At 65.0% G+C, this 13,785-nt stretch carries 12 protein-coding genes and 2 pseudogenes; 10 read left to right on the top strand and 4 right to left on the bottom strand.

The window, feature by feature from the left end:
* Window positions 1–7: 7 nt before the first annotated feature.
* From V2B31_RS06775 to V2B31_RS06735, 9 genes are all read left to right on the top strand, one after another.
* Window positions 8–904 (top strand): aldo/keto reductase, encoded by an 897-nt coding sequence (locus V2B31_RS06775; protein ID WP_328276704.1) that lies wholly within the window; start codon window positions 8–10, stop codon window positions 902–904.
* A complete protein-coding gene (locus tag V2B31_RS06770) occupies window positions 901–1,962 on the top strand; it encodes an LLM class flavin-dependent oxidoreductase (protein WP_328276702.1) in 1,062 nt (353 codons plus the stop codon). Before V2B31_RS06775 ends, V2B31_RS06770 begins: the two co-directional genes overlap by 4 nt.
* Before the next feature lie 80 nt (window positions 1,963–2,042).
* Window positions 2,043–2,789, top strand: a complete 747-nt coding sequence (locus V2B31_RS06765; protein WP_328276700.1) for a phytanoyl-CoA dioxygenase family protein — start codon at window positions 2,043–2,045, stop codon at window positions 2,787–2,789.
* On the top strand, window positions 2,786–4,033 hold the full coding sequence (locus tag V2B31_RS06760; RefSeq protein ID WP_328276698.1) for an MFS transporter: 1,248 nt from the start codon (window positions 2,786–2,788) through the stop codon (window positions 4,031–4,033). Before V2B31_RS06765 ends, V2B31_RS06760 begins: the two co-directional genes overlap by 4 nt.
* Window positions 4,034–4,049: 16 nt before the next feature.
* The gene (locus V2B31_RS06755; RefSeq protein WP_328276696.1) at window positions 4,050–5,612 is read left to right on the top strand and encodes a sulfatase family protein; all 1,563 of its coding nucleotides are present in this window, start codon (window positions 4,050–4,052) and stop codon (window positions 5,610–5,612) included.
* 97 nt (window positions 5,613–5,709) lie between these two features.
* Window positions 5,710–7,965 carry a TonB-dependent receptor gene (locus tag V2B31_RS06750; RefSeq protein WP_328276694.1) on the top strand — a complete coding sequence of 752 codons (2,256 nt, stop codon included), beginning with the start codon at window positions 5,710–5,712 and terminating at the stop codon, window positions 7,963–7,965.
* Window positions 7,966–8,213: 248 nt separating this feature from the next.
* Window positions 8,214–9,128 carry a dimethylarginine dimethylaminohydrolase family protein gene (locus V2B31_RS06745; protein WP_328276692.1) on the top strand — a complete coding sequence of 305 codons (915 nt, stop codon included), beginning with the start codon at window positions 8,214–8,216 and terminating at the stop codon, window positions 9,126–9,128.
* A 31-nt stretch (window positions 9,129–9,159) separates the two neighbouring features.
* Complete coding sequence (locus tag V2B31_RS06740) at window positions 9,160–9,447, top strand: hypothetical protein (RefSeq protein WP_328276690.1); 288 nt, start codon at window positions 9,160–9,162, stop codon at window positions 9,445–9,447.
* 29 nt (window positions 9,448–9,476) lie between these two features.
* Window positions 9,477–10,202, top strand: coding sequence for a dienelactone hydrolase family protein (locus V2B31_RS06735; protein ID WP_328276688.1), 726 nt, complete (start codon window positions 9,477–9,479; stop codon window positions 10,200–10,202).
* Here V2B31_RS06735 and V2B31_RS06730 read toward each other — a convergent pair.
* Both V2B31_RS06730 and V2B31_RS06725 read right to left on the bottom strand, forming a co-directional pair.
* Complete coding sequence (locus V2B31_RS06730) at window positions 10,199–10,474, bottom strand: DUF3734 domain-containing protein (protein WP_328276686.1); 276 nt, start codon at window positions 10,472–10,474, stop codon at window positions 10,199–10,201. The two genes, V2B31_RS06735 and V2B31_RS06730, sit on opposite strands and share 4 nt — an antisense overlap.
* A 226-nt stretch (window positions 10,475–10,700) precedes the next feature.
* Window positions 10,701–11,297, bottom strand: a pseudogene (locus tag V2B31_RS06725) (patatin-like phospholipase family protein); the annotation flags it as partial.
* 151 nt (window positions 11,298–11,448) lie between these two features.
* Between V2B31_RS06725 and V2B31_RS06720 the strand changes: the two are divergent.
* Window positions 11,449–12,393, top strand: a complete 945-nt coding sequence (locus V2B31_RS06720) for an NAD-dependent epimerase/dehydratase family protein (RefSeq protein WP_328276684.1) — start codon at window positions 11,449–11,451, stop codon at window positions 12,391–12,393.
* A 166-nt stretch (window positions 12,394–12,559) separates the two neighbouring features.
* On the opposite strand, the pseudogene V2B31_RS06715 reads toward V2B31_RS06720, so the two are convergent.
* A pseudogene (locus tag V2B31_RS06715) lies at window positions 12,560–12,838 on the bottom strand (IS6 family transposase); the annotation flags it as partial.
* Window positions 12,839–12,948: 110 nt separating this feature from the next.
* Window positions 12,949–13,785: sugar phosphate isomerase/epimerase family protein (locus V2B31_RS06710; RefSeq protein WP_328276680.1), on the bottom strand; the 837-nt coding region annotated here is incomplete at its 5' end.

Here is a 13,785-nt window from a genome sequence, read left to right as displayed (position 1 = left end):
CCGCCCCATGACGACGCTGCGCCTATCGACCCAACCACGCCCGCTCGGCAAGAGCGGGATTTCCGTTTTTCCGATCGCCTGGGGCATGTGGCGGCTCGCCGGCGACGATGTCGCGGCAGCGCGCGCCAAGGTGGAGGCCGCGCTCGACGCCGGCATTACCCTGCTCGATACGGCGGACATCTATGGCTGCGACACGCCGGCCGGCTTCGGCTCGGCCGAGGCGCTGCTGGGCCGGGTGCTGGCCGACGCGCCGCATCTGCGCGATCGCATGGTGCTCGCAACCAAGGGCGGCATCCGTCCCGGCATTCCCTATAATAGCGGCGCCGACTATCTCGCCGAGGCCATCGACGCATCGCTGCGGCGGATGCAGGTGGACCGGGTCGATCTCTACCAGATCCACCGCCGCGATTTCCTCACCCATCCGCAGGAAGTGGCCGCCAGCCTCACCCGCATGGTCGAGGCCGGCAAGGTCCGCGCGATCGGCGTCTCCAACTATGCGATCCATGAACTGGACGCGCTCCAGAGCTTTCTCGATCTGCCGATCGTCAGCACTCAGCCGGAATTTTCCGCCCTGCGCCCGGCTCCGCTCTATGACGGCACGCTCGACCAGGCGATGGCGCGCGGCATGGCCGTCCTCGCCTGGTCGCCTCTCAGCGGCGGACGCCTGGGCGAAGCGTCGCACCCCGCCGCCAGCCTGATCGCGGCGCAGGGCGACGCCTATGGCGTGGACATCGGCGCGGCCGCCTTGTCCTGGATCATGGCGCATCCCGCGCAGCCCATCCCCATCGTCGGCAGCCAGTCGCCCGCGCGCATCGCCCGCAGCATCGACGCCTTCAAGGTCGAATGGACCCGCGCCCAATGGTACGCCGTGCTGGAGGCGTCGCTGGGCGAAAGCCTGCCATGACGGCCCCTTGCGAAGTCGCGTGGTTCTCCGCGCTCTGCGACGACGACTATGAGTTTCTCGGCGTTCCAGACCCGAAACTGAAATCCAGCTGGGATCATTGCCGCGACATCGTGCTGGCGGCCGAGAGCGGCGGGTTCGACAATATCCTCCTGCCCTCGGGCTATATGCTGGGTATCGACACCACCGCCTTCGCCGCCGCGATCGCCACCCTGACCCGCCGGATCAAGCTGCTGATGGCGGCGCGGATCGGGGAGAACTGGCCGCCGCAGCTCGCGCGCCAGATCGCCACGATCGACCAGATCGCCGGCGGCCGGCTGGCGATCAACATCATCTCCAGCGACCTGCCCGGCGAGACGCTGGAGAGCGCCCCGCGCTACGCCCGCACGGTCGAGGCGATGCACATATTGCGCACCCTTCTGAACGGCCAGCCGATCGACCATCGCGGCGAATTCTGGCGGCTCGCGCTCGACCCGCCGCGCATTGCGCAGGGCGGCACTGCCCCGTCCTTCTACTTCGGCGGCCTGTCCGAAGCCGCGCGCGAGGCGGCGGCGGAGGGTGCGGACGTCTATCTAATGTGGCCCGACACGTTGCCGGCGGTGCGGGAGATCATCGCCGACATGCGCGCGCGCGCCGCCCGACGCGGCCGCACGCTGCGCTTCGGCTATCGCGTCCATGTCGTGGTGCGCGAGACCGAGACGGAGGCCCGCGCCGCCGCCTCCCGCCTCCTGTCCCGGCTGGACGACGCGGAAGGCGCGGCGATCCGCGCCCGCTCGCTCGATTCGCAATCGGCGGGCGTGCGCCGCCAGGCCGAACTGCGCGAGGCGGCAGGCGACGAAGGCTATGTCGAGGACAATCTCTGGACCGGGATCGGCCGGGCGCGCTCGGGCTGCGGCGCGGCGATCGTCGGCGATCCCGATCAGGTGCGCGCCAAGATCGACGCCTATCGCGCCGAAGGAATCGACGCCTTCATTCTGTCGGGCTATCCCCATGCGGCCGAAGCCGATCTCTTCGCCCGCCATGTCCTGCCGCATCTCGACCATGCGCCGCTCGCTCGATGACGGATGAGCAACAGAAAACTCTACTAAAGCGATAGAAATATTATCATTGCCTCGGCTGCCTTGGCGTGTCAGCAAAAGGCATGAATTTCGACGCGCAATCCCGTTCCTTTCGCGAGCAGGGCTATGCCCTGTTCGATCAGGTGCTGACAGGACCGCTGCTCGACATGCTCCGGGCCCAGTGCGACGATTTCGTCGCGCGAGAGAACGCCCGGATGGACGCCGCCAGCACGGATCATCTGGGCCTCAGCCATCGCGGCAGCCGCTATTTCGCTAATGAATGCCAGCGCGAACAGCCCGCGCTGCGCACCATGCTGTTCGCGCCGCTGATGGCCGACATCTGCCGCGCGACTTTGGGCGACGACGCCTATTTCTTTCTGGATCAATATGTTGTGAAAGGCGCGGAACAGGGCATGGCCTTTTCCTGGCATCAGGACAGCGGCTATGTCGTCGGCAACGGTGGGCCGGCCGACCATCCGCCCTACCTCACCTGCTGGTGCGCGCTGGACGACGCCACGGTCGAAAACGGGACGGTTCGGGTTATCCCCGGCAGCCATCGCGGCGGCCTTCTGCCCCATGATCGCTCGCCCGAGACCGCCGACCTTGCGGTCGATATAGCGCAAACAGCTGTCCCACTCGCTGTTCGGGCTGGCAGCATCGTCGCCTTCTCCAGCCTGCTGCTCCACGCCACCGGCGCCAACCGCAGCGACCGGCCGCGCCGAGTCTATCTCGCCCAATATACGCCTCGTCCGCTGTTGAACGCGGACGGGCATCTGCGCCGCAACGCCATCGCCTTCCTGCGCGACGGGCGGCAGGTGACTTTCGGATGAGCGCCGGAACGAAAATCGCCGTGTCGGGCATCGCCGGCCGCACCCGCTGGCTGCTGTTCGGCCTGGTCGTCACCGCCGGCATATTGAACCTGATCGATCGCCAGATCATCTCGGTCTTGAAGCCCGTGATCGCGCAGGATCTCGGCTGGACCGACGATGATTATGGCACGCTCGCCGCTTGGTTTCAGGGCGCGGCGGCCTTCGCCTTCCTGTTCACCGGCTGGATCGCCGACCGGCTCGGCGTCAAATGGGCGAACCCCATCGGCGTCGCCGCCTGGAGCCTCGCCGCCATTGCCCATGGCTGGGCGCACAGCATGGTCCATTTCATCCTCTGCCGCGTGTCGCTGGGCGCGACCGAGGCGATGGGCACGCCGACCGGGATCAAGACGATCGCGACCATCTTCCCCCCCTCGCTCCGGTCGGCCGGCTTTGGCCTCGGCAATGCGGCGAACAGCGTCGGCGCGGTGGTCGCTCCGCTCGCCATCCCGGTGGTCGCGCTATGGTGGGGCTGGCGCGGCACTTTCATCGCGGCGGGCCTTGTCGGGCTCGTCTGGGCAGCGCTGTGGCTGGTCGCGACGCGCCGCATCGACTTTGCCGGCCGGGAGGAGGCAGCGCCTGTATCCGATGGCGATCAGGCGCCCGTCTACGGCCCCATCCTCAAGGACCGCCGCACCTGGGCGATCGCGGTCGCCAAAGTCCTGTCGGACGCGACCTGGTGGCTGCTGCTGTTCTGGATGCCCGACTTCTTCAACCGCCAGTTCGGCCTGTCGGGCGTCGATCTCGGCCCCCCGCTCGCTGTCGCCTATGGCGGCGCAGCGATCGGGTCGCTGGTGGGCGGCATCGTGCCGGCCCGGCTGCTGTCGCGCGGCCACGGGCTGAACCGCGTGCGCAAGGGCACGCTGCTGGTGTCGGCGCTGCTGGTGCTGCCGGTCCCGCTGGCGCTCCAGACCGACAATTACTGGTTCGCGGTCGGCATATTGGCGCTCACCCTTGCGGCGCATCAGGGCTTTTCGACCAATCTCTTCGCGCTGATCGCCGATGTGACCCCCCATGCCAAGGTCGGCCGCGTCACCAGCTTCGGCGCTTTCTGCGGCAACCTCGGCGGCATGGCGATCGCCAAGATCGCGGGACTGACGCTCGCGGCGGGCCTCGGCTATCTGCCCCTGTTCCTGTTCGCCGCCATATCCTATCTGCTGGGGATCGGCTGGATCCAGCTGCTGCTGCCCCGTCTCCAGCGCGCCTGACCTCGCGGAGCCCGAAATGACCGAAGAAATACGCAGCGTGCTGCTCGCCGCCCACGGCCAGGGGCAACCCTATGCGGCCTTTTCATGGCCAGCGGACGGCGAGGCCGCCGAGCCCGCCTTCACCACGCGGTCGAAGAATCTGACGCTGCCCCGCAAGGGCGACGGCAAACCGCGCAACATCGTCATCGTCCTCACCGACGATCATCGCTACGACGCGATGGGCTTTTTGAAGCCCCAGGATTTCATCGAGACCCCGGTGACCGACCGGATCGCGCGCGAAGGCGTGCATTTCCGCAACGCCTTCGTCACCACTGCGCTCTGTTCGCCCAGCCGCGCCACCATCTTCACCGGCCTCTATGCCCATCAGCATCGGGTGGTGGACAACAACCACCCGATCGCACCCGGCCTCGTCTTCTTCTCCGAATATCTCCAGGCGATCGGCTATGAGACCGCCTTCATCGGCAAATGGCATATGGGGCTGGAGGGCGACGATCCGCAGCCCGGCTTCGACCGCTGGGTCAGCTTCAAGGGGCAGGGCGACTATTGGCCCAATGGCGACGGCCTCAACGTCGATGGCGAGCGGGTCGCGCAGGACGGCTATCTGACCGACCAGCTCAATGGCTACGCGCTCGACTGGCTGGAAAGCCGCACCCGCGAAAAGCCGTTCCTGCTCTTCCTGGCGCACAAGGCGGTCCACGCCGAATTCTACCCCGCCCCGCGCCATGAGGGCCGCTACAGCGGCGCAACCTTCCGCTACCCGGAAACGATGGCGGCAGGAGCAGAAGGGCGGCCGATGTGGGTCGAAAATCAGCGCAACAGCTGGCACGGCGTCGATTTCGCCTATCATGACGATCTCGACATCGGTGACTATTACAAGCGCTATATGGAAACCTATCTCTCGGTCGATGAGGGCATGGGCCAGATCATGGACCATCTGGAACAGCGCGGCGAACTCGATGACACGCTGATCCTCTACATGAGCGACAATGGCTTCCTGTTCGGCGAACATGGGCTGATCGACAAGCGCTGCGCCTATGAGGAATCGATGCGCATTCCCATGGTCGCGCGCTGCCCCGCTTTGTTCGGCGGCGGGCGGACGGTGGACGAGGTCGTCGCCAATCTCGACATCGCGCCGACCATGCTGGAGGTTGCGGGGCTGGAACCGCCCGAATGGATGGAAGGCCGAAGCCTGCTGCCGCTGATGCGTGGAGAGAGGGTCGCATGGCGCGACGCGCTGCTCTACGAATATTATTGGGAGCGCAACTTCCCCCAGACCCCAACGGTCCACGCCATTCGGGAGGATCGCTACAAATATGTCCGCTATCATGGCGTCTGGGACATCGATGAGCTGTACGACCTTCAGGACGATCCGCTCGAAAGCCGCAACCTCATCTTCAGCCCCGGCCATCAGGATATCGTCGATCGCCTGAACCGCGCGCTGTTCGACCGGCTGGAGGCGACCGGCGGCCTCGACATGCCCTTGCCCCGCGACGCTGGCGAGCGGCAGATATTGCGCAACGCGGACAAACGCGCGCTCGCGGCCTTTCCGGAGGAACTGCTGAAGTTCCTCGCCCGATAGGGACCGGCGCGCCCCGACATAGTTTTTCTTTTTTGCGCCACGCCTATGAGCGAGGCTAATTCTCTACCTATAAAGTTGAATATGAGGGAGCCTTTCCATGCCGCGTTTTCCCATCCGCAGCCTGCTGCTCGCCGGCGCTGCCTTGCCGACCATCGCTTTCGCCCAGCCTGCCGAGCAGGCAGACCCCAATGAGATCGTCGTCACCGCCCGCTTCCGCGCCGAGTCGATCCAGGACGTGCCGATCGCGATCACCGCGTTGAAGGGCGACGCGCTGACTGCGAAGAATCTCAACAATCTTCAGGATATCGCCCAGATCGTCCCCACGGTCGATTTCCGCGCCGGCGCATCGAACAAGGATCGCACCGTCTTCATCCGCGGGGTCGGCACCATCACCACCTCGCCGGGCGTCGAGCCTTCGGTGTCGACAGTGGTGGACGGCGTCGTCCTGACCCGGCCTGGCCAGTCGACGCTGGACTTGGTCGATATCGACCGCATCGAGGTGCTGCGCGGGCCGCAGGGCACGCTGTTCGGCAAGAATGCGTCGGCGGGCGTCATCAACATCGTCAGCAAGACGCCGACCAACGACTTCCATCTCTCGGCGCAGGCCAGCTATTTCGAGGGCGACGAATATCGCTTCCGCGCCGGCGCATCGGGCGCGCTTGTCGAGGACAAGCTGCTCTTCTCGGTGACGGGGCTCGTCGCCGGGTTCGACGGCAATGTGAAGAACCTCACCACCGGCAACGACGTCAACGGCTACAAGCGGCGCGGCGGCCGCGCGAAGCTGGTGGCGAAGCCGTCCGAGACGGTCACGCTTACCTTCAACGGCGACTATCTCTGGAGCCGGGAGGATGTGCCGACCGGCGTTCTCGCCAGCACCAACCGAGTCGCCTACCCGACCGGCGCGGTCACGGCCAATCCCTCGCTCGCCGCCATCCTGACGGCGGAGGGCATCACGCCTTCGCTCACCAACAAGACCGTCGCCTCGACCTTCGACAGCGACGTGCGCGACAAAAATTATGGCGGATCGGTCCAGGCCGATATCGAGATCGGCGAAGCGACGCTGACCTCCATCACCGCCTATCGCGAATGGAAGAACGTCCAGCATCAGGATTGGGACAGTTTCAGCCTCCTTACCGCGCCGAGCGCGCCCGGCACGCTGACCCAGGGCGAGGATCGCGGCCGCGTGAACAGCAGCCAGATCAGCCAGGAACTGCGCTTCACCTCCGCCAAGGGCGGCCTCATCGACTATGTCGTTGGCCTATACTTCTTGAAAGCCAAGACCGACGAAGTTTATCGCCGCGACACCATCCGTCTGGTGAGCGGCGCGCGCGTCACCAATTTCGGCGTCGCCCGCTACGGCATCGAATCGGACAATTTCGCCGCCTATGGCGAAGCCAATATCAACTTCAGTCCCGCCTTCCGCGCGATCGTGGGCGGGCGCGTCATCCAGGACGATCTGCAATTCTACCACAACCGCATCTCGGACGCGCCAGCCGCTGGCGTGCCGGGCATCGCCGCGCCCATTTCGAACACGGGCAGCACCTCCAAGACCGACTATAGCGCGCGCCTCGGCCTGCAATATGACCTGTCGGCCGACGCGCAGGTCTATGCCACCTATTCGCGCGGCTATAAGGGGCAAGCGTATAATGTCTTCTTCAACATGCCGCAGAATGCGGTCGAACCGCTCGATCCCGAAACATCGAACAGCTATGAAATCGGCCTGAAGGGCTCAGCGCTCGACAACCGGCTCCAGGCCAGCATCGCGGCCTATATCACCAAGTTCAAAGGCTATCAGACCAACTTCCAGGACAGTTTCCAGGGCGCTCTGGTCACCCGCCTGACCAACGCCGGCGACGTGTCCTCGCGCGGCGTCGAAGGCGATTTCAGCTTCCGTCCGGTCGATCCGCTGAACATCGGCTTCAACATTGCCTATACCGACGCGAAGATTGACAAGTTCAACTGTCCGGCCAACGCAGTCTGCACCAATTTCGACGGCCAGCCGCTCCCCTATGCGCCCAAGTGGAAGCTGCATGGCGACGTGACCTACGTGGTTCCCTTGAGCGACACGCTCGGCCTGGAGCTGAATACCGACTATAGCTACCGGTCGAAGACCCAATATTCGATCACCCAGACGCCCGACACCATCCAGCCGGGCTATGGCATCTGGAATGCGTCGGTCGCGCTGCTCGGCGACCAGAACGGCCGTCGCTGGTCGCTGCGCGGCATCGTCAAGAACATCGCCGACAAGCAATATTCGACCTTCCTCGCCTATGGCGCGGTCGCTGGCCTGTCGCGTTTCGTGCCGCGCGACAATGACCGCTATTTCGGGGTGACGGGCAGCATCGATTTCTGATTTTGGTCGAGATGGAGATCATGGGTTCGGCTGCGGCGCCATTTGGTAGCAGCAGCCGTGATCCCTTGTCCCTCCCACAGCCCACCTGCTACCCGCTGGCTTGGACAGACCCGTCGCCCCCGACCAAGAGCGTCAGCTATCCCGCCATCCCCTATTCCGGCCCACAGCAGCGTCAAAACGCCCTAACCCATGATAGGGACGGGAACGGCCACCGATGGCCCTTGGTTTCATGATCAGGAGAGAGGATCATGAAAGTCGATTTCGGTGCGTTCGACGGTGGCCTGGCTGGACGCTTTGCGGTTGCAACTCTTGAAAGCCATGTCGTCAGCGAGACGGATCGACTGACGGATGTGATCCTCTGCCCGCCGCATCATCTGTCGCCCGTGCCCTGCTGCGCCGTCACGCGCGAGACGATGGCGAACGGCTTTGCGACCGATACCGAAGAAGCGCTGCGCCAGCATGAGATGCTGTTGAGAACGCTGGAGCGGCATGGCGTTCGCTGCCATATGCTTGCGCCATCCTCCAGCCTGCCCGACATGTGCTTCACCCGAGACGTTGGCGTGTCGACACCCTGGGGCATGGTGGCCCTCAATCCCGCCATGCCGCATCGCCAAGGCGAAGTGGATGTGCTGCTGCAAGCCTGCGGCCGATGGAACCTGCCAGTACGGCGCATCAAAAAGGGAACGATCGAAGGCGGCGACATCTGCGTGGCGCGCGACGGGCTTCTCATCCTCGGCCTGTCGGGCGAACGGAGTTCCACCGATGGCGTCGCCGAGTTTGCCGCACCGTTCCGAGCGGCGCGCTGGGACGTGCTCATCTGCCCCTTCCACGCCGACCATCTGCACCTCGACACCATCTTCTGCATGGTCGACAAGGATGAGGCAATCGGCTGCATCGAACTTCTGGACCCGGCGTTCGTCAAGGCCGTCCACAAGCATGGCGTCAGGATCATGCCCATGCCGGCAGAACTCTCGTCATCGCTGGGCTGCAACATCCTCTCGCTCGGCGAGCGTCATATCCTGACCAGCGCGGCCGACCCGGTCGTCTCGACCACGCTCCGCGCCGCGGGTTACAGCGTCGAGCGGATCGACATATCCCAGTTCGCCGCCTGCGGGGGAGGCATCCATTGTCTCACCCAGCCGCTGCGCCGCGTCCCGGCGTGACGCCGAGCCATTCATGCAAACAGGAGGAACAATGAGCCGGACCATCGAAAGGCGCTTCGCCACCCGCACCGAGGCCGAGAACGCGATTGAGTTGCTGGTGCAGCAGCACGGGATCGAGCGCAGCGACATCTTCGTCGCCGCCGACGGGCCGGACAATAGCGTTGGCAAGGAGATTAGTGGTGGAGACGCGGCGGCCCCGCTCGAAGAAGAGCGGGACGATGCGGCGCTGCATTCGCCTGTGCTGGTGTCGATCGACGTGAACGATGAAACGAAAGTGGGGCTTGTAGAACGTGCCTTGGCTGAAGCGGGAGCAGATTAAGGCGAACTGTCCCGGACCAGGAGCGCGGAATGACCCATGTCACCCAGGGCGAGCCCTATGCCTATCGCGATGGAAGCCTGACCCTGATGGGCGAGTTGTTTCAGCCGACGATCCGGCCTAATGGCCGCGTTGTCCTGGTGATCCACGAGGCGGACGGCATTGGCGGCAACGTGCGGCGCCACTGCGCCAGGCTTGCGGACCTTGGCTATGTCGCGCTTGCAGCGGACATGCACGGCAATGGCGAGCCACTCGAGGGCGAGGCGATGCGGCGCGCGCTGGACGATTTTCGCAGCCAGCCTGACCTTATACGCGGTAGGGTGAAAGCCGGCTTCGATGCGCTTCTATCCGCAACCGGCGTAACCCCCGCAAACAGCGCGGCGATCGGCTTCTGCTTTGGCGGGTTCGCCGCTCTTGAACTGGCGCGTTCCGGCGCGCTGGTTGCGGCGGTCGCCAGCTTCCACGGCCTGCTCACCACCGCCCGGCCAGCGCAGGCTGGCACCACCAAAGCCCGCATTGCGGTGTTCACCGGCGCCAAAGACCCGCTCGTGCCTCATGACGACGTCGCCGCGTTTCAGGAGGAGATGGTCGAGGCGCAAGCGCATTGGCAGCTGACCACCTATGGTAATGCCTGGCACAGCTTCACCAACGAAGATGTCGATCGCCTGGGCGACCCCCGCATGGCCTATGACGCTGTCGCGCACACTCTGTCCTGGCGCGCTCTAATCGACTTTCTCGACCTCAGCCTCGCCGACTAAGGCTTCGCTTTCGCTCCAGGCGTGACCGGCTGCATCGGGGGTCTCAGTCGCTCGATCGGGAAAGCGTTATCTTCCGCCGCCTGGTAGATGGTTAGGCCGGGGCGACCGGTCTTGATCTCCCCTCTGTCCAGCGCATCGAGCATTCTTGCCATATCCGCCATGCCAGCGCGCCACCGTCCCTGTGACGACGACGTCGAAAAGTCGAACGCCTTGCCCGCGACCTCTTGGCCTTGCTCGCGATAGGCGATGTGGAGGAGCGTCACCGTGAGCATCGAAGATCGCCTGCCACGCCGCAAGCGCGCGTCGGCTTTGCGTCGCGAAGACCAGATCCTGCGCGCGCGAAGCGACATCGCCCAGCGTGCTGGGCCAGGTTGCGCGCAGCGGCAGCAGATCGATGGCAATGCATAGCAGCGGTCGTTCCCATTTCTCCGCCAGGATGACGTCCAGCGGCAGGTTGGCCGAGATGCCCGCGTCGGCGAGCAGCCGGTCGCCGATGGCAACCGGCGGAAAGACCGGGAGCAGCGAGGCACTGGCGCGAACATGCGCGGGGCCGATCCGATCCACGCCGCTGTGGAATGCGACATCCTCGCCGCTACGCACGTCCACGGCGGTAAGCGTGAGCCGTGGCGCGCCTGCATTCAGCAGGTCGAAGTCCACCAGCCTCCGCAACGTGTCTTCCAGCGGCCTTAGATCATAGAGACTGGCCGGCTCGTTACTGCCGAGCGGATTCCACCAGGCCCCCAGCAGATGACGCGGGGTGAAGAAGCCGGGATGGCCAAAGGCCAGCGTCGCCATAGCCGACAGGCTCCGCCGTGAGGTTTCCACCATGCCGGGAAGGTCGAGCGCATCCTCCACCATGGGACCACAGGCCCACAGGGTGCGCAGGCGATCGACCCGTCGATCAGCCGCGTTGCCGCAGATCATCGCGCCGTTGACCGCGCCGGCCGACGCGCCTGCGATCCATGATGGCTGCATGCCGCGATCGTGCAAAGCCTGATAAGCGCCGCCCTGATAGGCGCCCAGCGCATTGCCGCCGCTCAGCACGAGCGCGATGTCGAAGGGACGGTCGGTCAGTCTGTCCTCCAGGACAACCATGGGAGAGGCGCAGGCGTCCGCTCACGAGGGTAAACGGGCGATCGCCGCCTCCGTTCCTGCACAAGCAGAGATCGTCGGCGCGTCGGCAGTTGGATTTGTCGGTAATGGCGGCTTTGACGGTGCGGCGTTGGCGCATTAGTGGTCCATAGCCATGCATGTTCTTCTGACAGGTTCATCCGGGTGGCTTGGGCGTTTCCTGGCCCCGCGCCTTCGCGCCGCCGGTCATCGCGTCACCGGGCTGGATGTCGCGGCGGGCGCAGACACCGACTGCGTCGGCTCGATCGCCGATGCGGATGTCGTGCGAGCGGCGTTCGATCGCGGCGTCGAGGCTGTCATTCATGGCGCGGCGCTTCACAAGCCCGACATCGCCCGCTATTCCGAGCAGGCCTTCATCGACGTGAACGTCACCGGCACGCTGAACTTGTTGGCGGCGGCTGCCGCCGCAGGCCATGATCGCTTCGTCTTCACGTCCACCACCTCATTGATGATCAACCAGGCCATCCGCGATGAAGGCGGCGATGCAGCGGTCTGGCTGGACGAGACTGTCGGGCCGCTAGCGCCCCGCAACATCTATGGGGTGACCAAGCTGGCGGCTGAAGGCTTGTGCCGTTTATATTCCATTGAACATGGCCTGCCCTGCGTGGTGCTGCGCACCGCACGATTCTTCCCCGAAGATGACGATACGCTCACCCATCCTTCGGGCGAAAATCTCAAAGCCAACGAGTTCCTCAACCGGCGGCTGACGGCGCAGGACGCCGCCGCTGCCCACCTCGCCGCGCTGGAGCGAGCGCCCGACATCGGTTTTGACACCTTCATCATCTCTGCTCCGACCCCCTTCGCGCGTGAGGATGTGCGCAGGCTGAAGAGCAATGCGGTCGAGGTCATCCTGGAGAAATTCCCGGACGCCGCTGACCTCTACGCCGCCCGCGGATGGAGCCTGCCGAGCAGCATCGGGCGTGTTTACGATGCCGGCCATGCCGAATGGCGGCTCGGCTTTCGTTGCTCGACCGGCTTTTCAGACATTCTTGCAGCATTGCGCGATGGGTCCGACATGCCCTTCAACCATGACCCCAGCTATGTGTCGCCAAAGGGCTGAGCATCTCCTGCAGCTTGGGGAAAACAGTGGGGCTGGCGGTTCAGGTCGGGAAGCTCGGCACCATCTCGCCCAATGCTCCCCTCCGATGCTCTTCTGTTATCAACAGCATGAAAAGCCATATGAATAGCTTCCGTTTACACGATGTTTTGCTTTAGATTCCAAAGGGATTGAGCTTCACGTACATCTCGTCGAGATGCCAGCGCCAGTGAGGAAAGCCTCGTATTCGGCTGACCCACTGCCTTTGTATTTTGCTCGCGAAAGGCTGGCCGAAGCGCTTCCACCAGAGCCGCACTGTCTCGTGAAAGATGTGGATGCCGCGCTCGAACAGCAGGTCTTCCACATTCCGCAGCGACAAGCGATAGCGGACATACATCAGCACTACCAGGCGAACCTCCTCGGGCGAGGAGTTGAAGTAGCGAACCGGGCTTTCGGATCCGCGGCTCATGCCATCGCCTTACCCGCTGCCCCTTTGTTTTGACAGCACCCAACATCTTGCACCATGGCGGGGCTGATGGCGCGGCGAGCCGCATCATGCCAACCGGATCGTGGGCCGGGTCATGAGTTCTTACGAACTGATGCCCGCGTTATCACTTCGCGGGAGGCCGCGACGGCGGCGCGGGCGCGGTCGAGATCGCCGACGCCCGCGCGCCGGTCGTCGGCGCGCGGCACCTCGACCTCCACCAGCAGCGGACGATGGAGCGCACCGAGCAATTGCTCCAGCGGGAAGGCTCCGGTTCCCGCTAGGGCGCGCATCCTGACCGCCTCGCTCCAGCGCTGGTCATCGGGGCAGGTTGGCGGGCCGTCGGCCAGTTGGACGTAGGAAATGAGGTCGGCATTGGCGGCGACGTCGGCGATAGTGCCGCCCTCACGGAACAGGTGGAGCGCGTCGCACACCAGCGCCCCCGCCCCCGCTTCGCGGACGATCCGGGCCGCCTCCCCGATGGTGGGGATCGCCGAAAACCGCATGAACTCGAGCCCTGCGATGATGCCGAAACTGTGCGCGAGGCCCGCGAAGGCGGCAAAGCGCGCCACGGCTTCTTCGGGGTCGGTGACGGCATGGAGATGCGCGGTCGCCCGCGTCGCCCCCAGCCGCGCGCCGACGTCGAGCGCGCGGGCGAAGGCGTCCCGATCCTCAGCCCCGTCGAGCGGAAACACTTCAAGATTGCCGGCGGTGACCCGGTGATCATCCATGCGCGCGCGCAGATCGGCGACGTCGGCGGCGTCCACAACCGGGAAGTGGCCGGCAGCCGCGGGCGGGATGAAGGTGAAGAGGCAGACATGCGCGCAGCCGGTCGCCGCGGCCAGTTCAACGAGCCGCGCCGGCGTTGCGTCGAGCACGGTTGTGAATCGGCGTGCAAAAAGAACCCCGTTAGCGGGGTGATCGGCGTCTAA

This window comes from Sphingobium sp., assembly GCF_036170395.1.
Taxonomy (GTDB): Bacteria; Pseudomonadota; Alphaproteobacteria; order Sphingomonadales; family Sphingomonadaceae; genus Sphingobium.
This window is presented reverse-complemented; position numbering and strand designations above follow the sequence as displayed.